The sequence below is a fragment of the Kurthia senegalensis genome (assembly GCF_000285595.1).
Lineage (GTDB): Bacteria > Bacillota > Bacilli > Bacillales_A > Planococcaceae > Kurthia > Kurthia senegalensis.
The window spans coordinates 309,456-330,916 of record NZ_HE611066.1; the positions used below are offsets into that span (position 1 = coordinate 309,456).

The window sequence follows — 21,461 nt, forward strand, 5'->3', positions numbered from 1 at the left end:
GTCATGGTAAAGCTTTTTATTAAATGCTAATGATTCTGCACGTTGTTTTTTAATTCTTCTTTTTGTTTGAGTGACATTTTGTACGATAGCAGACGGTCATACTGGGCTTTAATATCTTCTGCACGGTCGTCTTCTGACGTAAACAACTCATCGCGGTATCGTTGAATATCCGTATCCGTTACACGATAGCTTTTAACGAGTTCTGCTACTTTTAACTGTTTAATAATTTGATCGTCAATATCTTGAAAGAGCTGTTGTTTATTAGCTGCGAATTCACGGCTATTTTGATAATCTTTTTCGTAATGAATACCGGCAATCCATGCACATAAACCGATGCATGCAAGTGCCAATGTTAATGCAAATCCTATTTTTTTCATCGAATCACCTCTACATTTCTAACGACAGAAAATGGACGGTACAGTATAAAATGACGGCTATGCCAAGGGCGAGTGCAGCGAGCGATGCTTTATTGTGGCTCGACTTTATACCCAACACCCCATACGACTTTTACGTATTGTGGATTTTTCGGATTCACTTCAACTTTCTCGCGAATTTTCCGAATATGTACGGCAACGATATTCGCCGCATTGTAGGCAGGTTCTTGCCATACCGCTTCATAAATACTGTCGATTGGATAGACGCGACCGGGATGTTGCATGAGAAGCTCTAAAATTTGAAACTCGCGCGGTGTGAGTTTGACCTCTTGTCCGTGTGCTATGCATTGTTTCGTTTCGGACACGAGTGTTAAGTCACCGACCGTTAGAGCTGCCGCTTCTTGTTGATACGTACCGAGTGTTATGTAGCGACGTAGTTGGGATTTGACACGCGCTAACAGTTCAAGCGGTCTGAATGGCTTCGTCATATAATCATCTGCACCGACTGATAAGCCTAAAATTTGGTCCGTTTCTTCGACTTTTGCACTCAGCATAATGATCGGAATATTTTGTTTCGCACGGATTTTAAACGTCGCTTGAATGCCATCCATTTTTGGCATCATGACGTCTAAAATAATGAGATGCACGGTCGTCGTTTCAAGTACGTTCAGTGCTTGTTCACCATCAGAAGCTTGGATGACATCGTACCCTTCATTTTTTAAATAAATTTCTATGCCATTTCGAATGTCCTCATCGTCGTCTACTACTAAAATCGTATACATCCTTTGTCCTCCTCGTCGTTGATACTTTTACTTTAAACGAACTTTCTTAACATTTGCTCCTATCAATTATGAAGAAATTCTTAAGATTTGTCGCTAGAAAATGAAAAAAATATTGTACGTCCATTTTTATAGTAAGCAAGACGAAAAAAGACAGCAATGATTTTCGCCTCATCGCTGCCTGTTTCGTTATGAACATGTTTGTGTCGTGCTTTGGGACGACCGCTATTTAAAACAATAGTAAGCCGACGATGAAAATGATACCAGAGTACAAGAGGGCCGTAATACAGAAGCCCATAATGTCCCGTGCTTTCAAACCTGCAATGGCGAGTGCCGGCAATGCCCAAAATGGCTGTACCATATTCATCCAGGCCTCTCCGTAAGCAATGGCCATCGTCGCTTTCCCGAGATCGGCTCCGAGTGCTTGGGCCGCTTCGATGACGAAAGGTCCTTGGACGACCCAATGTCCGCCGCCGGAAGGAACTGCCAAATTAATTAAGCCGGAGCTTAAGAACGCAAGAATAGGGAATGTTTCCGCTGTCGCAATGCTAATGAACCAATGCGTAATTTTTTCACCTAAACCGGACGTTTCCATCATCATTTGAATGCCCGCATAAAATGGGAACTGTACGAGAATACCCGCTGTTCCACCAATCGCCGCTTGCACTGCCCGCATATAAGACATCGGTGTTCCGTGTAAAATAACGCCGAGTGTGAAAAAGACGATGTTGACGATATTAATGTTTAAATTCAGTCCATTTTGAATGAAGTAGTAAACGATGTACGTCACACCTAAAAGCCCGATTATGTATGCGATGATCCGGCTTTCTTCTAAACGTTCCGCCGGCGTCGCATTTTTGGGAAGTTGCCGAGCTGTAGAAGGCTCTTCTTTTAAAATCGCTGGATCAATGACTGGAATTTGATCTTGCGGACGTTGCATAAGACGTGTTAAAACCGGTAATGTGAAAAGAAGAACTGCCGTAATGAAAATGTTGTACGGTGTCAGGAGCGTTTCACTAATCGGAATAAGACCAGCAATTTTTTCGACCGGGTTGCCAGGTGTTGCCGCAGCAAGCGGAACAGAACCTGATAAGCCACCGTGCCACGTTAAAAAGCCGATGTACGCGCTCGCAATTAATAAACGATAATCTGATGCAGGAATGCGACGTGCTACTTCACGAGCGAATAAAGCCCCGATTACGAGTCCGAATCCCCAGTTAATTATACAGCAAATCGCTGACATGAACGTTACGAGCATGACGCCTTGTGACGGGGTACGTGCTACCGAAGCAAGACGGCTCATTCCTTTACGTAACAGGGGAGAACTCGCAAGTGCGTGTCCGGTTACGAGAACGAGTGCCATTTGCATCGCAAAGGCAAGTAATCCCCAAAAACCGTCTCCCCATATCGATACCATGTCCATTAGTGAAGTCGGCGTTGTGAAAATGCCGACAACAAACACGATAATCGTTAAAAGCATCGCAAAGATTAATGGGTCGGGTAAGTACCGATCAACTAATCGAGTAAAAAATCCAGTGACAGATTGAACCATAAGAAAAACCTCCTACGCTAAGTTGACTGTATAGTGTGCTTCTGTGTTTTCCGCAACCATTTGTTCCGTAACACCTGGTTGCAGCTCAATTAATTCCATCCCATTTTCGGTGAAATCAAAAACTGCTAAATTCGTAATTAAACGATGTACGACACGTTGCCCTGTTAATGGAAGAGAACACGCTTTTTTCACTTTCGATTCCCCGTATTTACTCACATGGTCCATCACAACAACGACGCGTTTCGCTCCGTTGACGAGGTCCATCGCACCGCCCATTCCTTTGACCATCTTTCCAGGAATCATCCAATTCGCAAGGTCGCCTGATTCAGATACTTCCATTCCACCTAAAATCGCCAAGTCGATATGTCCACCACGAATCATTGCGAACGATTCCGCACTATCGAAAAATGAAGCGCCTTTTGCAGCGGTTACAGTTTCTTTCCCGGCATTGATTAAGTCTGCATCTAACTGTGTTTCTGTCGGATACGGTCCGATGCCAAGCATCCCATTTTCAGATTGCAGGAGGACGTTGACGCTTTCCGGTAGCGCATCTGCTACAAGTGTTGGAATCCCGATTCCTAAATTGACGAACATGCCATCTCGTACTTCTTTTACTGCGCGATTAATTAATACGTCATATTTCATTTGTTATGCCTCCTTACGAACAGTACGTTTTTCGATTCGTTTCTCATAATTTTCCGCTACGAGTAAGCGTTGTACGTAAATACCTGGTAGATGGATTTCATCTGGGTCCAGTGTGCCTACTTCGACGATTTCTTCTACTTCAACGATTGTGATTTTGCCTGCTGTTGCAGCAATTGGATTGAAGTTACGTGCTGTTTTTCGGAATACGAGATTGCCGAGTGTATCGGCTTTCCACGCTTTTACGAGTGCGAAGTCTGCGACGATGCCTTCTTCTAATAAGTACGTTTGTCCGTTGAATTCTTTCGTTTCTTTCCCTTCAGCGATTGGTGTACCAACACCTGTTGCTGTATAAAACCCTGGAATGCCTGCACCACCTGCACGAATTCTTTCAGCGAGTGTCCCTTGAGGAACGAGTTCTACTTCAAGTTCTCCTGACAAATATTGTTGTTCAAAAATTTTATTTTCGCCTACGTAAGAAGCGACCATTTTTTTAATTTGTTTGTTTGCGAGTAAAATACCGAGTCCAAAGTCGTCGACGCCACAATTATTACTTACGACTGTTAAGTTTTTCGTGCCATGCTCGCGCAATGCTTGGATGCTCTTTTCAGGAATACCTGAGAGCCCAAATCCTCCGACGACGAGTGTTGCACCATCTGGAATGTCTGCGGTTGCTTCTTTGAATGAATGATAGATGTTTAAAGTCATGAAAACGCCTCCTTATGTAGTAAAAGTTTACAATTAATAGAATTATAAGTAAAATAAATAAAAAACATAAATATTATTAGTAATTACTTATGAAAGAAGTGAGAAACGTGAATTTACAAGCATTACAGCTCTATATCGCGGTCGTAGAAGAGGGAAGTTTTACGAAAGCAGCAGAAAGGTGTTTCGTGACACAACCGTATTTAAGCCAACTCGTGAAGCAACTTGAAAAAGAATATGACGTGCAATTGTTAAATCGCTCGACGCGGACGCTTTCTGTAACGGACGCAGGGGAGGTCGTTTACGAGCAGGCACGTAAAATGGTGCATTGTATGGAGCAAACGAAAGTATTACTTGAGCAAGTGAAAGACGTTCACCGCGGGGAAGTAACGATTGCGATTCCACCACTTGTCGGGACGATCGTATTGCCGCAACTGTCGAAACATTTTCGCGAGCGTTATCCGAATGTGAAAATGAATTTGATCGAGCTTGGTGCAAAAAAATTCCAGATTTAATTAAAAATGAAGATGCAGATATTGGTTTTTGTGTCATGCCAGTAGAAGACGATTCATTAAAAACGACTGCTTATGTAGCGAGTGATTTTGTCGTATTTATTTCATCTGACCATCGCTTCGCAAATAAAAATCAAGTGACGATGAAACAGTTGAAGAGGGAGCCGTTTATTTTGTTTTCAGAAGGGTTTACGCTGCATGATTCGGTCATTGCGCATTGCCATCGCCACGGGTTCGCACCAAATATTAGCTTCGAAACGTCTCAGTGGGATTTGATGGTCGAATTGATTGCATTAAAAATGGGTATCGCATTATTACCAAAATCTATTGCAAAAATGATGCATCGCGAACACGTGACGGTATTACCTTTATCGGAAGATGCTAAGTTTCAATGGGAAATTGGGATGGTGACAAAACAGAAAAAGACACCATCTTTTGCAGCAAAAGCATTCGAAGAAGTCGCACAGTCATTAATTCCACAGCATTTAACTAGTTGACAATTACAACTAATTTAGTAAAATAGTTGATAAAGTCAACTATTTGAGGAGGAAGGGATTTGGACGAACAATTGCGAAAAGTCCGAGCGTTTAATCGTTTTTTTGCCGTGCAATTAAATTTGTTTGATCGCCATACACTCGGAACCGAATTAACGCTCACGGAAGGGCGCATCATCGGCGACATCGGACGCCATCCAAACTGGACAGCGAATGACATAGCCGAGCATTTACACGTCGATAAAAGTTATATTAGTCGCCTACTGCAAAAATTCGAAAAGAAAAAGTATATCATTCGTGTAGCACATCGAGACGATCAACGAAAAAAATGTATTCAATTAACAGCAAGTGGCAAACGATTATTCGATGAATTAGAGCGTCTTTCTGACGACCAAGCGGCGCATATGATGACGAAGCTTTCCTCTGAAGAACGTCATTTATTAGTCGAAAAGATGAATTGGATTCAATCTGTATTACAAAAATAGAAAGCGTGGTAAACGAATGTTAAATTTTGAATGTGATTATTTAGAAGGAGCGCATCCGCTCATTTTACAAAAGTTAATGGAAACAAATATGGAAAAAACATCAGGATACGGACAAGATCCTTATACGAAAAGTGCAGCACAAAAAATACTCGCTGCGTGTGAGTGCCCAGACGGGGAAGTGCAGTTTTTAGTAGGCGGAACACAAACGAATGCGACAGTTATTCGCGCGATGCTTCGTCCTTATGAAGGGGTCATTGCGGCAGATACAGGTCATATTAGTACGCATGAAGCAGGTGCAATCGAAGCAGGTGGTCATAAAGTATTGACGATTCCACAAGTTGACGGCAAGCTGTCTGCTTCAAATATTCGTACATATATGGAACAATTTTTCGCAGATGGAAGCCACACACATATGGTACAACCGGGAATGGTGTACGTATCTCATCCGACAGAATACGGCACATTGTATTCAAAAGCAGAATTAGAAGCGATTAAAGACGTATGTCGTACGTATGATTTGCCGCTATTTTTAGACGGGGCACGTCTCGGTTACGGACTTGCGGCAGTTGATACGGATGTGACACTACCTGTCATTGCCGCAAACTGTGACGTCTTTTATATCGGTGGTACGAAAGTCGGTGCGATGTTTGGGGAAGCGGTCGTCGTAACGAAAGCGAATACGATTAAACATTTCTTTACGACGATTAAACAAAGCGGTGCTTTACTTGCGAAAGGGCGTATGCTCGGCATTCAGTTTGACGTGTTATTTACAAACGGTTTATATCAGGATATTTCGGCACATGCGATTCGTTTAGCTGAAAAATTAAAGGCGAGCTTACGCGAAAAAGGATATGCTTTTTTATTTGAATCACCGACGAATCAACAATTCGTTATTTTAGAAAATAAACAGATGGCACAACTCGCAAAAAAAGCTCAATTTAGCGTTTGGGAACCGTACGATGCGACGCACACAGTCGTTCGTTTCGCGACGAGCTGGGCAACAGCAGAAGAAGATGTCGATGCGCTACTTGCACTATTGTAAATAGGTAAGCTTTCATTTGAACGAGACTGGGACAAAACATGTCATTTTTCTTTTTTAGCGTTCGCAACGAAAAACCGGAACCGCGCCACAGCGCGATTCCGGTTTTTCTTATGCTCATATGAGAGGTGATTTCTACACGTATATCCCAGCCTCGTTTTATGTTGCATAAAATAAAGTTATCATGGGTTTCATAAGATGTGAATTTTCACACAATATGCTACTTAATGCTTGGATTTCGACAATATTCGTAAAGAAATAACAAGTTTCTGTTTAATTCATTGAAAACAACTAGGTTTAAGGGGGATTTACATGCTTCAAATGGCTATTACCGGAATAATTTGTGGGGCATTACTCGGCTTCGTTATGCAACGTGGTCGCTTTTGTCTAACAGGTGGTTTCCGTGATATGTATATTGCGAAAGACAATCGCATTTTTTACGCATTATTAATTGCGATTGCGATACAAGCAGTCGGTGTATATGCACTGATTGGCTTTGGCGTTTTTGATTACGCTGCAACACCGTTCTCATTATGGGCAACCGTTATTGGGGCGTACGTATTTGGGATTGGGATCATTTTTGCAGGAGGCTGTGCGACAGGAACGTGGTATCGTGCAGGGGAAGGGTTAATCGGAAGTTGGATTGCCCTCGCTTTTTACATGTTAGTCGCTGCTATTATGAAATCAGGTCCACTCGGTCAATTTACGACGACGGCTCGTTCAAATACAATCGGTACAGATTCAATGGCAGATACGCTTGGGATTAACGTTTGGTGGTTAATCGGTTTATTAGTCGTCATCGTTGCCATCATCGTATTCTGTGAATTGAAAAAACCACGCGTCAAAATCCCAGGATTAAAACCGAAAAAAACAGGCATCGCTCACGTTTTATTCGAAAAGCGTTGGCATCCATTTGTGACCGCTTCTTTAATCGGACTTATTGCGATCATCGCATGGCCGTTAAGTGCCGCGACAGGACGTGTATTCGGACTTGGTGTAACGACGCCATCTGCGAATATTTTACAATACCTCGTTTCAGGAAATTTAGATTTTATTAACTGGGGTGTCTTTTTAGTACTCGGTATTTTCCTCGGTTCATTCTTCGGTGCGAAAATGAGTGGAGAATTCCGTTTGCGCACACCCGATACGAAAACCGTCGTTCGCTCAGGTGCCGGTGGTGTTTTAATGGGCTTCGGTGCAAGTCTTGCCGGCGGTTGTTCCATCGGGAACGGTCTTGTCATGACGGCAATGATGTCATGGTCTGGCTGGATTGCCCTCATCTTTATGATTTTAGGTGTTTGGACCGCCTCGTATTTCGTATTCGTTCGTCCAGCAAAACAAAAAATGGCGGCTCGCGCACAATCGTCTGCGAACGCTTAAAAAAGGAAGTATACACATGAAAAAAACATTAGAAGTATTAGGAATGGTTTGTCCGTTCCCGTTAATCGAAGCAAAAGATGCGATGCAGCAACTACAACTAGGCGACGAATTAGAAGTACAATTCGACTGTACACAAGGAACAGAATCATTACCTCGTTGGGCTGCAGAAGCAGGTCACGAAGTAACGAATTACGAACAACTTGGTGAAGCTTCTTGGACGATTACGATTAAAAAGAACGCATAACGCACACATTTATAAAAAAAGCGATTCCTTTCAGGGGTCGCTTTTTTTACGTTCGTGTATCCTAATAGTAGATAAGCTAAAATGGGAGGAATGGAAATGAAAAGAAATGGATCAGCACTGATTGTCGGTGTGAGCGCTGCTGTAGCACTCAGCGTTGTTTTTTCGAATGCACAAAAAACGACAGAGCATGAAGCAACAAATGAGCCGGTCGCTGACAGTGGTCGTATTACGGTTGAATTGAATAATCCATATGAGCCAATTGTTGAAAGTGATCGTGTGACGGTTCAATTAATTGGTTGGCATTAAAGCGGATTTATAAAGTTGTTTTATATGTCGCTTAAAACACGGCTTTCGATTAAATATGTCACGTCATAGTGATGGGCAAGTTGTTTTAAATAGAGCAATAGCTGCGAAAAGTCATCTGCTTGAAACAATTGTTCATACTGTGCTTTTTCTTCGGCTGTTGCGATTTTTTTGAAGTAGCCCCACATATGTTGAATCGCATTGCGCATACTACCGGGAGTTGGTATTTCATTGAGCGCTTTTTGAATCGTGCGCTCGACTTGTTCATGAGAAGCACGGTCGCGCATGAGGCCTCGAATGTCATTATAGTAAGCCTGACTGTGAAAGAGAACGTTATATTTTTGTTCACGCCATAAAATTTCAACGGTGTTCATTTAAATCACTCCTTTTTTAGTCGCTTTATTGTAGCATAGAAGTGCTTTCGATTTGCGATTGCGCGTCGCAAAATGAGATAATAAGAAGAGAAAGTTAGGTGATTTTGTGCGTTTATGGCATTATGAAATTATTCCTTTTTTACCGAAAGGACAATTGTTGTCGCAGTGGAGAGAATTAAATAGTATTTTCGCAAAAGAGGACCGACACGTATTAATTAATTACGTGTATGAATACGACCGAACGGATTTACGTGCGTATACGAAATTGATTATGGATGAGATGGGGAAGAGAGGTTATCGCATTCGCTCATTTGATAAGATGAACAATTATTTTTCAGGAGTTGCAGACGTTCCAGTAGCACATCCTTTTGTGAACCATCATAACGATGAGTATTTAGAAATTTGTTTTTATAATTTGAAAGAAAAATTCATACGTGGACAGAAAGATTATGAACGACTTGATTATGATCGTCTCGTTGCGTACGTTTTACCGAAGCTTGAAAAGAAAAATAAGTAGGTTTTAAATTGAAAAGCACTGCGGTGTGTTTATCTACGCATCGTGATGCTTTTTTTGTTTTTGTGATTTGAGAAATAATTCCAAATGGGTATAATAAAATAAAAAAGTATAGGTGGTGGCACAGATGGACGTACATCAATTGCATAAACTGATTGAAAAAAATTGGCCCGTGACGATTCGAGATATTCAAATCATTTCGCAAAAAGGGAAGTGGATTGTCGCTGTACATTGTTCGGAAGGGCAGTTTGTTGTGAAAGGTGAAAAAACGCTCTTGCAAGACCCAGAAGAGGTGTGTCACTTTGCATCGGAATTACGGGCAGTTCTACCGGTACCTTTATACATAAAAACGGTTAATCGAACATATACGGTCGTAGAAGAAGAGCTGACGTTTACGTTAGAACAGCAGCTTGAAGGCGTAGAGGTACCTATATTAAAAACGTATCATATCGAACAAATCGCGCTTGCACTAGCAAAAATGCATCTCTTTTCAGAAACGACGAAAAGACAGTTGAATCAGCCGACAACATGGAGTTTATTTGGAGGAAATAAGACCGAAGCAATCGGTGATTATGACGAAAATGAGCGTAGTTTTTGGGAAGTAAAAGAAGCTTTTCAAAACGAAATGTTATTTAGTCAAGTAGAGGAGGCGTATAATACGCTTCGGGCGTCATTGCAAGCCGTTTGGTCGCAACTTCCGAAAGGAGCGACACAAGGAGACTTTTGTCCATACAATATGTATTTTAATGACAATCGTTTGACAGCTCTTTTTGATTTTAATTTAGCAGGTGATGAAGTGTTAGTGAACGAATGTATTGCAGTAGCAGTATACGTTTGTTGGCATTATCCGTATGAAGGCGAGTTACTTCCGAATGAGCGGTACGATGTATTTATCGAAACGTATGAGAATTATCGTAAACGGAGTCCACTTGAGAAGCGGTGTAGTGATGCACTGTTTCGAATTATTCGTGCTTTTCGTTATGATCGCGTTGATTTGGGCATTGAACGAGGCGATGCAAGCGGATTTTTAGAAGAAACACTCGCTATTTTGACGCAGGTGACAGATGAAAAGTTGTCGTTGCGTATCGAGGAACCGCAATAATTACTTTTCAGTTGCATCTAGTCCACCCTTTATATATCATAGCTGTATACTTGGTATTTGAGGAGGAGGCAATATGAGTTTATTATTTGAACCATTTTCAATTCGTCAATTACAACTGAAAAACCGTCTCGTTATGGCGCCGATGTGTACGTATGAAGCGGCAAACGATGGACGTGTAACAGATTTTCACTTCACCCATTATGAGAGCCGAGCAATCGGTGGCGTCGGTTTAATTATTCAAGAAGCAACATCCGTAGTACCAGAAGGACGTATTTCTGCGAATGACCTTGGCATTTGGGAAGATGCGCAAATAGAAGGACTTCAAAAATTAACGACGTCCCTGAAAAAATACGGCACGATTCCAGGCATTCAATTGGCTCATGCTGGTAGAAAAGCGACGGTTGAAGGGCAAATTGTCGCACCGTCTGCAATTGCTTTTGATGAACAAAGTCGCGTACCGCATGAACTTTCAATAGATGAAATAGATGAGGTTGTTTTACATTTTAAACGTGCTGCAGAACGAGCGATTCAAGCTGGTTTCGACGTGTTAGAAATACATGCGGCACACGGCTATTTAATCCATGAATTTTTATCACCGCTAGCGAATAAGCGTCAAGATGCGTACGGTGGTAGTGCAGAAAACCGCTACCGTTTGTTAGGACGAATAATCGATGCGATTCGAGACATTTGGGACGGTGTTTTATTCGTACGGGTATCAGCAGATGACTATACAGAAGGCGGTTTAGTGGCAGAAGATTATGTGCCATTTGCACAGTGGATGAAAGCACAAGGGGTCGATTTAATCGACGTTTCGACAGGCGCGGTCGTACATGCCAAAATTGATGCGTTCCCACTGTATCAAGTGCCTCATGCAGCGACTGTACGCCAAGGAGGCTTACCTGTTGGGGCAGTCGGATTAATTACGACAGCCGAGCAAGCAGAACACGTATTGCAGCAACAACAGGCAGATGTGATTCTTATTGGTCGTGAGTTGTTGCGAGATCCGTATTTTGCGTATCATGCAGCGAAACAACTCGGCCATACGATGAAACCAGCTATTCCTGTGTATGAACGAGCATGGCAATAGTGTATTAAAAAATGCGTTGAAGATTGTCACTTCAACGCATTTTCGTTATTTATAAATTTTAAATGTCGTCGTTTTGCCGGACGTTTTTTCGTGTACGTATAAAGATGGAATGTTTTATTCGTACTCGGTACAGCTAAAAAGCCGACACGTTTTAATTTTTTCTCAATGAACGCGGCGTCTTTTTATTTTTCATATTCATTGTGACGACATTGCCATTCGTTGAAGAAGTAGCACCAGTCGATTTTAATGATTTGTAGTACGTTGAAACCGATTTAAAGGCAACCTTCGCATTCAATTGGTATTCGTATACGTAATATTTTTTCCCTTTGTAATAAACGAGTACACGCTCAGCAGCTGATGCGGATTTACTTGATTGAGGTGTTTGATGGCTGATGAGTTTCGTGCCAACTTTTACATTCGCTGTTTGAACGAGTTTATTTTTACTATTGTACAAGTGAACGAACGTATAGTTCGTGTAATATGACCACGTTTTAAGTTTTGAAACTTTCGTACGGTCGACATAACCTGTTTTCGAACCGACTGTTACTTTGTAAAATTTTGCTGTCGGTTTCGACGTCGTTGTCATTTTTTGGTTTAAGTTAAAATAAGCTAATTTGGCAGATTTTGTATTCGTTGATTTATAAAGTACAGTATTGTTTGTTGCATAATATGTATACGTTTTCGTTGTTGCGGCAGAACTTGTAGAAGAAATGAAAGTTACTGAAAAAAGGAACACGAGCGCAAGGCATATTTTTATTACGGTTTTATTCATAAATACAACTCCTTTCATATCATTATTATAAATTTTTTACACATAATAATACATAAGGAAAATGAGCTATTTTACGACATTTTTCCAAAATAACAATAAAGTAAAATATTTTATTTTTGTTTTTAAGTTAAAAGTACTCTTTTTGGGTATATATTTATATAAAGGTATATCTAAGTACTCATTATCGAAAGGTGGTTCCTCTGTAGTGAAACAAATTTACTTTTTTGTAGTGGTGATTCTAATCGAGCACAAATTGCAGAAGGCTTTGCGCGAGAATACTTAAGGGAAGATGTTTCATTTATTAGTACGTCTTATCCAGAAGAAAATTAATTTTACCGATGCCAGTGGCGATTATGCGCGAGATTGGTATTGATATATCAACGATTGAATCCCCACCATTTGTATTAGAAAAATTACTCGAATCTGACTATCTTATTAGCATTTGCGAAAATCCTGTCGGGGAAGTCATTGACTTGCCACCACATATTAAGCATGTTCATATTCAAGTAGAAGATCCGCTACGCGAGGGCGATTATTTTGCACAGCTGCAAAGCTATCGGAAAGTTCGAGACACCATCGGCAGTTACATAAAAAAATTCGCTGAATCTCTTAACTATGCAGAAGGAATAGATATATAACGTAAAAGGTTCCGATTATTGGAGCCTTTTTTATTTTGGATAAAATGATCGTATCTTTATTTTCTTATTCTAATTCGTTTAAAATAGTATTTTATAACTAAAAATATAAAATAAGTGATAATTAAGTTTTATAAAAAAGGTTATTTTTTATAAAAAATGGGCATATACATAGTAATTAAAGTGAGCTCTTGATACAAATGATGTATTTAGACCTATTTAGGAGAGGGGTTTTGATGATGAAAAAATACAAAATTACAGCCGCTGCAAGCGCATTTGTTTTAGGGGCTTCCGCGATAGTACCTGCTACGTCAGCATTTGCGACAACGAAGTATCAACTGAAATCAGGAAAACTCGTCCATAGTAAGACGAAAAAGGTCGTTCAATCGTATAAAATGTATAAAAACAATTTGTACAAAAATGGCAAAAAATATACAGGGACGTTTCAACGTACATTTTATAGCCAAGGTAAAAAATATACGGGGACGAAAAAAGGGATCGTTTATAAAAAAGGAAAGAAATTAACGGGACTTCAAAAGTCTATTTATTACAAGGTAGGTAAAAAAGGCACGGGCGATTACCGTAACGTGTATTACTACAAAGGGAAAAAGCATAAGGGCATCGCCACAACGTCTAAACTGTACAAAAATCAATACGTCAAACAAGGAAAACCGGCTTCAGGTTCTTATAAAGGGAAGCATTATGTGAAAGGAAAACTGGCACAAGGTATTCAACAAAAGAAATATTATAAAAATGGCGTTCTTCATACGGGTGTTTGGAATAAAAAGCAATATGTAAAAGGAAAGCTTGCGAATCAGTGGTATGCGCAAACATTTTATGTGAACGGGCTTCGTGCCAATGGATTGATTGGCAACGTGCGCTACGCATCGGGTAAAAAAGTAGAAGGGGTCTTTTCGGACGTGCTTTATAAAGCGGGCATTCCATTTGCGGGAACAATTGCTGGTTATACGTACGTGTCTGGGAAGCTGTTAGACGGCTGGAAAGATGATTTACTCTATGTTTCGGGCAAACGATTGACAGGAACGAAAGACGGCATCACTTATAAAAATGGTGAGACGTTAGACGGATTGGAACGAGAACTGATTTATCAAGAGGGAAAGTTATTTACAGGTGTTTTAAAAGGTACGCGCTACAAAAATGGTGAGCTGTTTAATGGCTTAGATGAAGGGCTTTTTTATAAAAATGGTGTTTTATTCGAAGGAATGAAAGATGGCATCCAGTACGAACAAGGGAAACCAATTGACGGCGCTCAAAATGACACGTTATATGAAAATGGTCAATTGTTTAACGGGTTACGAGAAGGAAAATTGTACGTGAACGGCAAGCTTTGGAGTGGCATGAAAGATCAAGCATTGTATGAGCAAGGGATACTCGTTGAAGGCATGAAGAATGGACTTCTTTACGAGAAAGGTTTGTTATTGACAGGAACGAAAGATGGCATTGTTTACGTTCAAGGGGCTAAAGACGAAGAAGCGCCTATTATAACGGTTGTAGGAACACAAACGATTAAATATAAAGGTACGGTTCCTTCATTGATGACGTTCGTGACGAAAGTGACAGACAATTCGAATGAAGTCATGACATCGACTTTTACGGTTAAAAAAGGAACGCAAGTCGTTTCGTCTATTCAATCGGACGACCCAGGCATGTACACGGTGACGTACACAGCGAAAGATAAAAGTGGAAATGTGAGCGAGGCAGCGGTTGTCGTAAACGTATTACCGGAAGTTTCAGCAGAGCAACTAGCACTCGTGAAAAAAGAAGCGGAGTCGTTATTAAACGATACGTATTTGACGTATCAAAAAAATATTACGACAGATACGGAACTCGGTAAAGCCGAAGCGCAACTTGCGGCTGCAAAACGTAAAATAGACATGTATGTCGCGCTAGGCGAAGCCGAGGAAACGTTAGCGAATTACGTGAAGTTTTCGAAACAACAAGATGCGATTGCAGCATATAGTGCACAAAAATCACCGTTGAATACGACGAAAAAAATAGCGGAAGAAGCGTTATCTGATACGTATTTGACGCACCAAGCGACGATAGCGAGTAGCGAGGCACTGCTTGATGCGAAAGTAGAAGTAGCACTCGTTGAATCAAAAATTAAAAGTTTTGAAGATCGCGGGGGGAGTGCATCCACACTTTCAAACTATATGAAACTTGTGTATCAAAAAATCGCTATTTCAAACTTTTTGAACGAGCAACCGACCTTGTCGAAAGTATCGAAAGACGTACAAGATTTATTAACGAAAACATCTTTATCGTATACGAATGGCATTGCAAATATTTTAGAATTAAGCATTGCTAAAACACAAATTGCGATTATTGATTTGAAATTAAACGTTTTCAAAAGTTTACATGGTGACGTAGCGAATTTAACGAATTATACGTTGTATGAAGATCAAAAACGTGCCATTGCAGCTTTTGAAAGTAAAGATGCTGTTTTGACGAATTTGAAAACGCAAGCGGAGTCGAATTTAAATAAACTGCTAACGTATGGAACGATGGCATCGATTCAAACGGATGAACATCTTGCTGCTGCAAAAGCGCAAGTAGAAGTGATGCGTACAACATTAGAAGCTTATGCAGATGCTGGTGGGAACCCGCTCGTATTAGCGAACTATGCGAATTATTTAGCACAGAAGACGGCGATTTTAGCGTATGAAGGTAAGAAAGATACTGAAAAAGCGACCCGTAGTTTAGTAGAAGCGGGGCTGAATATCGCACCGCTTAATTATTCAAAAATCACCGCTGCCAATTATGTATTAGCGAAAGCGGAATTGACGTATTACGAAAATAAATTAGAGTCGTTTAAAGCAGTCGGTGGGGTAGAATCTTCTCTTAAAAACTATACGACGTATTTGAATCAACTTGCATCGCTACGTGCCTTTGAAGACAATAAAGAAGAAGCAACGACGAAAGTGGCGGAAAGCTTTAATAAATTAACGTATTCTTCTACACCGATTCAATCGAAAGAAGACTATGCGACGGCGAAGAAACAAGTAGACGATGCGACAAGTGCTATAACGGATTTTGAAAAAGCAGGAGGCATCGCGGCTATTCAACAAGATTATGTAAAATATGTTCAACAAAAAACGATGATTTTACAATACGAAATTTCGCAATCATTGCAATTAGAATCGATTCGTACGAGCATTGAGACGATGATTCAGTCGAATGCGGCATACGTAGCGAAGTTAAACGATTTGAGTAAAGAATCACTCGTCAACGTTCGAACGACGATTGAAGATATTCGCGCGAAGCTAGCCACATACAAAATAGCAGGTGGGGGAGATAACGATATTTCCAATTTATCATTGTTGAATGGTCAAGAACAGACGTTAAATGATTTTATCACGAAGCGAAAGGATGAAATCGCGACGTTAAAAGGGTCTATTATAGAACAAATCGGTACGATTTTGGCAAGTGCGTCATTTGACCAAATGAAGATCACGAAAGTGAAAAATGACGTTTCAAAATACGTGTTACTCGGTGGGAACTTAGCGGACATTTCCAATTATAGTGATTTTTTAAAATACGATATCGGAAATATTTTAGCTTCTGCGGATGCAAATGCCAAAGCACTAGCGCTTACGACACAGAAAAAAGTGTTGCAAGATTTGCTAGGAAACTTACATTATACGACGTCACCAATCGAAAATAGCATTCAATTAGTTGCCGCAAAAGCGGAAGTAATGACAGTCGTTAGTGCGATTCAGCTGTATGTCGTGCTCGGAGGCGATGCGGTTCAAGTAGAGCATTACAGCAACTACATTCAGCAGCAAGCTATTATTGAAGCTTATGAAAACCAAAATAAAACGCTCGCAGAAATAAATGCAGCGAAGAAAGGAACGGTAGAAAAGTTAATTGCCCATACGTTGACATACGGAGCAATCCCTTCAACCATTCAAAGTCCGGCCGATATTATTGAAGCTAAAATGCAGTGGACGATCGTACAAGCAGCCGTTAATACGTATGCATTATCTGGTGGGAATGTAAGTGAGTTGTCAAATTACAGTACGTATACGACACAGCAAATGAACATCGAAACGTATGAAATGTCTGGAGGAAGTACAAGTATTTCCAAGGAAGAAGCTGACGGGAAACTTCAAAATCTAATCGATGGTTTGACGTATAGTGACAAGCTTATTCAAAATGATGTCGCTTATGTGTTTGCTGTACTTCAAGTAGAGGCAGTCGACTTGAAAGTGAAATGGTTAGCGACGTTGAATGCGACTCTAACAGGGAGTGCCCAAACGAAATTAACGAATCAAAAAGCACGCATTGCACAATATAAAATCGCAAAAGATAAAATGGATGGAATTCAAATTTCAGGTACGACGATTCAATCACTTGCAGATGATACGGACTTTACGTACGAGTATACGTTTACGAACAATAGCTCGGTCGATAAAAATGTATACGTAAATCTGAATAAAACGACTAAAAACTGGGATGTCACACGCGCATTCGTTGATAAATATGTGACGCTGCAAGTTGTTGCAAAAGAGAAGGCAACAGGGAATACGATTGTGAAAGAATACTTGCTGACAATTCCTAATTCCGTTTTATCAGCCTCTCTCATTTTAACGAAGAAATAACAGGCGTTTATAAAAAGAATAAAATAAATTGTTTCTTAAACTGAATGAAGAAAAGCATGCACGAGTTAAAAAAGAAACAAGATCAAAAGACACTTCCAACGTGTAAAAATTTTGGAAGTGTCTTTTTGACGGGGAAAAGGCTCGTTGCATCATTTAAAAAACGAATGCAAAAATCTGAACGCATGTTGACGTAAGAATCCGAGCGTTAAATCTACGTATGAAATCTCGATTTTATCGTATAAATACGTATACAAATCTCGTTTTCTACATAATATCGGGTAGATGTACACGTTACAGTTTATTTATTGGGTACATCCGTTTAAAATATGAGATTTATGAGATTTAAAAAGATTAAATTTTCAGATTATTTAACGTATAAAAAGAGCATGTTGAGCGAGTCAACATGCTGATATGAATAAAAATCGATTAATTAACGATGTGTATTATGTTTGTAAATGCATTTACGACGATAAGCATACGTTGCTTGTTCTTTAATGAACGCACGTAAAGTGACCAAAGTAGATTGAATATCTTCTATTGTGTCATGTTCGGCTACTTGAAGGGAAATGCTCAGTTGAACCATTGTGTGTGTATCTTGTGTCGTTTTAGCGTAGGCGATTAAAGAACTATGTTTTTTTACTTCTTCAATGAAAGCTTCTTCATATAAATCTGCTTCTACTTCTTCAGAAAGTATTTCGTCTATATAAACGTTTACGAGCGACCCAACTTCTCGCTGAATAGCAAGATCATCGCACAATGTGTACAGTTGGTTGGGCGCTAAGTGACGGATTGCATCATTTTTCAATTGTTCATGTGAAATAGGTTGTTCCATATGCATTTTCAAATCCAATGTGCCCATTCGTTTCCTCCTTTCATTTTATTTATTCTCATAGAAAAAGTCAGTTGGCATGCAACTGACTGAAATTATAAAAAAACTACGTTTAATTATTGTATCGAGTTTTATACGAATTAGCAAGAAAATTGATTCGTTAAGAAAGGGCGTGTTTAGAATATACGATGCCACGTTTATTTTTAGCTTCATACAAAGCAGCATCAGCTAATTGGAAAAGTATTTCAAGAGATTGAGGGCGTTCGCTATAGCCAATACCGATACTAGCAGATAAGAAAATTGTGCCTCTCCCTTCCCTTAATTGGAACGGTGTATTTAAAATGATGTCGTGCAACTGTTGAATGAGCGGTAAGGCTTCCTCGTAACTAAATGGAAGTGTCACGATAAATTCATCGCCACCGTAGCGCATAATTTCAACGTTTTGATTCGGGATCCAATTTTTCATAAGTTTGGCAATGAAACGAATGGCATGGTCACCCACCGTGTGACCGTACGTATCGTTAATCGTTTTGAAACAGTCAATATCAAGTATACATAAAGTAAACGGATGATGATTGTCTTTTTGCATAAAATGGTCGAGGTAGCTTCGATTTTTCACACCGGTTAAATGGTCTTTATACAGTCGTTCTTCATAATATTTGCGGGATTTTTCTTCGATAATTTGAGAGCGTTTCGTTAGTTCTTCAAAATGAGCATGTTTTTTCATAATCTGAATGACTTTCTTTTGATAGAAGATGACTTCTTTCGTTAACTGTTTATTTTCAAGTGCTGTAATCCAAAGTTCCATATCTGAAATGTAGAAATACGGTGTTTCCAGTCGTTCTAAAAAATGATTGAAATATGCCATTGCTTCTTGAACGTTACCAGTCGCAATTTCGAGCAATGCTTTACAACTCCAATAAAGGGGGTCGTGCATGGGGGGTTGCTTACTTTCTGGTACGGTCTTGAAATGGTCGAAAAGATCGGTACATTTTTCAAAGTCACGTTGTGCATAAAAGAGCCGAAATGCATTGAATTGAAATTGTAACGTACTATTCGATAAAATTTTCGATAAATGGTCTTCATAAAAGAGTGCTTCATAGCGCTCGTAAAGTTCAAGACTATTCTCTAAGTGACCTTCTTGGAAGTTGATTGATAATAATTGATTAATAATAATTTTTTGCAAGTAAGCAAAATTTTTCGTTTCAAGCTCGTTTAATAGGTGCATAAAATCCTCTACGGGATGCCCAATACCGTGTGCAAAGTTAAAGATCGTTTGTTGAATATGAAAAATATATTGTTCTTCTTCTGTTAAATGCGTCGTTACATAAGGTTTTAATCGTTCCAAATATAAAAATACATCACTATAACGATGCGTATAGTTTAACAATCGAATTTGTAATAGCAAACTTTGAGCGTAGCAATCCAATTGTTCGGATTTACGTGCGTGCTCCATGACGAGTTGAATGTTCATTTCAGTATGACGAAGATCTCCACTATTAATTTTTTCGATGACTTGCCCTAAAATTGTTTGTTGTTCGCTTTTTGTTAACAATGAAACCATATGGACACCTCCGTACATAACATGAATTTATGTATTGCGTATTTATTAAAACATACCCTATAAAACATAATATATGCCATTTTACATATTTTTTTAAATGAATAACAGTTTTTTGTAGTTTTTATTATGACTATCATCTCATAAAATAGGATTATTTTGTTTCCTTTTTTATTTCATTTGAATAGTCTCTAAAATTAAACGCAGAATTTTCAGCTATTAAAGGACTTTTCCAACAGCGAGTAGTTGGAAGTACAGAGAAAATGGGTTAAAATAGAAGGACTGATTCGTAGTAACAGTTGAAGGACAAACTAGAGGGGGCCACTAAGTTTATGGAGTTACATGAATGGCTAGATAATAAAGTACCGACACTTGCACGGGAATTAACGAAAATTAATCAAGAACATTTTGATATGGAAAATTCCATCGGCTTTAAAGGAAGAGACCGGATCGTACGCGTCTTAGAAAGTTTTAGAACCGCTTTATTCCCTGGAATTTACGGTCAAAATCCAATGGACGAAGTACGACTTAATATGGCGGTAAGTAATAACCTTCGCAAAGCGGCAGTTGATTTGCGTGATATGGTAGAGAAAGTACTTGTTTATAATAAAGATGCCGCATGCGAAACAGATGCCCGTCAATGTGCAGATGAGATCGTCATGCAATTAATCAATAAATTCCCTGAAATTCGTACGTTAATTCAAACGGATATTCAAGCGGCGTATAACGGGGACCCTGCAGCAGCGTCAACAGAAGAAATTTTACTGAGCTATCCTTCTATTCAAGCTGTGTGCACACATCGTATTGCACATGAATTGTACAAATTAAATGTGAAAATTATTCCACGTATTATGTCTGAACACGCGCATGACTTAACAGGCATCGACATTCACCCAGGAGCCGAAATCGGTCATTCTTTCTTTATTGACCACGGAACAGGTGTTGTTATCGGAGAAACGTGTACGATTGGGAATAACGTTAAAATTTATCAAGGGGTGACGCTCGGTGCATTGAGCTTCTCACTTGATGATGATGGGAATCCGATTAAAGGGATTAAACGTCACCCAGATATCGAAGACAATGTCGTTATTTATGCGAATGCGACGATTTTAGGTGGGAATACGAAAATCGGTCACGACTCTATTTTAGGGTCAAACATTTGGTTAACACATACGGTCGTTCCGTATTCACGTGTGTATAACTCGCAACCATCACCGAATATCCGCAATAGCCAAGCAGCAAATATCGAATACGAAATTTAATTAAATACATTATAAAAAGGCTGGGACAATTAGATGTCTCAGCCTTTTCGTATGCAATGTAAGAATGAATGTACGATAAAAATTTTTCAATAAGTGCCCGTTTCCCGTTATTGGCATCGTAGGCGGTATAAGAAGTTAACGAATAGTTAATCGGTGTTCTGGTAAGCGGAATCGCTTTTATTTTGTTCGTTTCG

Annotated in this window: 22 protein-coding genes; 13 read left to right on the forward strand and 9 right to left on the reverse strand. The window is 39.7% G+C overall.

The features are described from left to right. Positions 1-26: 26 nt before the first annotated feature. The 5 genes from KSHG_RS08995 to KSHG_RS09015 form a co-directional block, all read right to left on the reverse strand. The gene (locus tag KSHG_RS08995) at positions 27-377 is read right to left on the reverse strand and encodes a hypothetical protein (protein ID WP_010304779.1); all 351 of its coding nucleotides are present in this window, start codon (positions 375-377) and stop codon (positions 27-29) included. 89 nt (positions 378-466) lie between these two features. Continuing rightward, on the reverse strand, positions 467-1,156 hold the full coding sequence (locus KSHG_RS09000) for a response regulator transcription factor (RefSeq protein ID WP_010304780.1): 690 nt from the start codon (positions 1,154-1,156) through the stop codon (positions 467-469). 226 nt (positions 1,157-1,382) lie between these two features. Then, entirely contained in the window at positions 1,383-2,705 is a 1,323-nt protein-coding gene (locus tag KSHG_RS09005) for a TIGR00366 family protein (RefSeq protein WP_010304782.1), read from the reverse strand. A gap of 12 nt (positions 2,706-2,717) precedes the next feature. After that, positions 2,718-3,350, reverse strand: coding sequence for a 3-oxoacid CoA-transferase subunit B (locus tag KSHG_RS09010; protein WP_010304784.1), 633 nt, complete (start codon positions 3,348-3,350; stop codon positions 2,718-2,720). Between the two features lie 3 nt (positions 3,351-3,353). Next, positions 3,354-4,055 (reverse strand): CoA transferase subunit A, encoded by a 702-nt coding sequence (locus tag KSHG_RS09015; protein ID WP_010304786.1) that lies wholly within the window; start codon positions 4,053-4,055, stop codon positions 3,354-3,356. Positions 4,056-4,162: 107 nt separating this feature from the next. Here KSHG_RS09015 and KSHG_RS18035 point away from each other — a divergent pair, with 107 nt between their 5' ends. The 7 genes from KSHG_RS18035 to KSHG_RS09045 all read left to right on the forward strand — a co-directional run bounded on the left by KSHG_RS18035 (position 4,163) and on the right by KSHG_RS09045 (position 8,512). After that, positions 4,163-4,567: a LysR family transcriptional regulator gene (locus tag KSHG_RS18035; RefSeq protein ID WP_010304788.1), complete on the forward strand. Its 405-nt coding sequence runs from the start codon at positions 4,163-4,165 to the stop codon at positions 4,565-4,567. After that, positions 4,477-5,061 carry a LysR substrate-binding domain-containing protein gene (locus KSHG_RS17760; protein WP_083844870.1) on the forward strand — a complete coding sequence of 195 codons (585 nt, stop codon included), beginning with the start codon at positions 4,477-4,479 and terminating at the stop codon, positions 5,059-5,061. Before KSHG_RS18035 ends, KSHG_RS17760 begins: the two co-directional genes overlap by 91 nt. A 59-nt stretch (positions 5,062-5,120) precedes the next feature. Then, a complete protein-coding gene (locus tag KSHG_RS09025; RefSeq protein ID WP_010304792.1) occupies positions 5,121-5,543 on the forward strand; it encodes a MarR family winged helix-turn-helix transcriptional regulator in 423 nt (140 codons plus the stop codon). 16 nt (positions 5,544-5,559) lie between these two features. Continuing rightward, complete coding sequence (locus KSHG_RS09030) at positions 5,560-6,585, forward strand: threonine aldolase family protein (RefSeq protein WP_010304795.1); 1,026 nt, start codon at positions 5,560-5,562, stop codon at positions 6,583-6,585. A gap of 309 nt (positions 6,586-6,894) precedes the next feature. Further along, complete coding sequence (locus KSHG_RS09035; protein WP_010304797.1) at positions 6,895-7,962, forward strand: YeeE/YedE family protein; 1,068 nt, start codon at positions 6,895-6,897, stop codon at positions 7,960-7,962. Between the two features lie 16 nt (positions 7,963-7,978). Beyond that, positions 7,979-8,206, forward strand: coding sequence for a sulfurtransferase TusA family protein (locus KSHG_RS09040; RefSeq protein WP_010304799.1), 228 nt, complete (start codon positions 7,979-7,981; stop codon positions 8,204-8,206). 96 nt (positions 8,207-8,302) lie between these two features. Continuing rightward, a complete protein-coding gene (locus tag KSHG_RS09045; RefSeq protein ID WP_010304802.1) occupies positions 8,303-8,512 on the forward strand; it encodes a hypothetical protein in 210 nt (69 codons plus the stop codon). Positions 8,513-8,532: 20 nt separating this feature from the next. Here the strand turns inward: KSHG_RS09045 and KSHG_RS09050 are convergent, their stop codons facing one another. Beyond that, positions 8,533-8,883, reverse strand: coding sequence for a YbgA family protein (locus KSHG_RS09050; RefSeq protein ID WP_010304805.1), 351 nt, complete (start codon positions 8,881-8,883; stop codon positions 8,533-8,535). A gap of 106 nt (positions 8,884-8,989) precedes the next feature. Between KSHG_RS09050 and KSHG_RS09055 the strand changes: the two genes are divergently transcribed. The 3 genes from KSHG_RS09055 (at position 8,990) to namA (ending at position 11,586) form a co-directional block, all read left to right on the forward strand. After that, entirely contained in the window at positions 8,990-9,400 is a 411-nt protein-coding gene (locus KSHG_RS09055; protein ID WP_010304808.1) for a pyrimidine dimer DNA glycosylase/endonuclease V, read from the forward strand. Positions 9,401-9,524: 124 nt separating this feature from the next. Beyond that, a complete protein-coding gene (locus KSHG_RS09060) occupies positions 9,525-10,499 on the forward strand; it encodes a phosphotransferase (RefSeq protein WP_010304810.1) in 975 nt (324 codons plus the stop codon). A 73-nt stretch (positions 10,500-10,572) separates the two neighbouring features. Beyond that, positions 10,573-11,586: an NADPH dehydrogenase NamA gene (gene namA / locus KSHG_RS09065; protein ID WP_010304814.1), complete on the forward strand. Its 1,014-nt coding sequence runs from the start codon at positions 10,573-10,575 to the stop codon at positions 11,584-11,586. Between the two features lie 151 nt (positions 11,587-11,737). Here namA and KSHG_RS09070 read toward each other — a convergent pair whose 3' ends face one another. After that, the gene (locus KSHG_RS09070) at positions 11,738-12,358 is read right to left on the reverse strand and encodes a hypothetical protein (protein WP_010304817.1); all 621 of its coding nucleotides are present in this window, start codon (positions 12,356-12,358) and stop codon (positions 11,738-11,740) included. 338 nt (positions 12,359-12,696) lie between these two features. Between KSHG_RS09070 and KSHG_RS09075 the strand changes: the two genes are divergently transcribed. Next, positions 12,697-12,996, forward strand: coding sequence for a low molecular weight phosphatase family protein (locus tag KSHG_RS09075; protein WP_010304820.1), 300 nt, complete (start codon positions 12,697-12,699; stop codon positions 12,994-12,996). A gap of 233 nt (positions 12,997-13,229) precedes the next feature. After that, positions 13,230-17,615: a hypothetical protein gene (locus tag KSHG_RS09080; RefSeq protein ID WP_010304822.1), complete on the forward strand. Its 4,386-nt coding sequence runs from the start codon at positions 13,230-13,232 to the stop codon at positions 17,613-17,615. 430 nt (positions 17,616-18,045) lie between these two features. On the opposite strand, the gene KSHG_RS09090 is transcribed toward KSHG_RS09080, so the two are convergent. Beyond that, the gene (locus KSHG_RS09090; protein ID WP_010304824.1) at positions 18,046-18,474 is read right to left on the reverse strand and encodes a hypothetical protein; all 429 of its coding nucleotides are present in this window, start codon (positions 18,472-18,474) and stop codon (positions 18,046-18,048) included. Between the two features lie 130 nt (positions 18,475-18,604). Next, a complete protein-coding gene (locus tag KSHG_RS09095; RefSeq protein ID WP_010304828.1) occupies positions 18,605-20,008 on the reverse strand; it encodes a GGDEF domain-containing protein in 1,404 nt (467 codons plus the stop codon). 329 nt (positions 20,009-20,337) lie between these two features. Here KSHG_RS09095 and epsC point away from each other — a divergent pair, with 329 nt between their 5' ends. Beyond that, on the forward strand, positions 20,338-21,267 hold the full coding sequence (gene epsC, locus KSHG_RS09100) for a serine O-acetyltransferase EpsC (RefSeq protein WP_010304831.1): 930 nt from the start codon (positions 20,338-20,340) through the stop codon (positions 21,265-21,267). Positions 21,268-21,461: the final 194 nt, after the last annotated feature.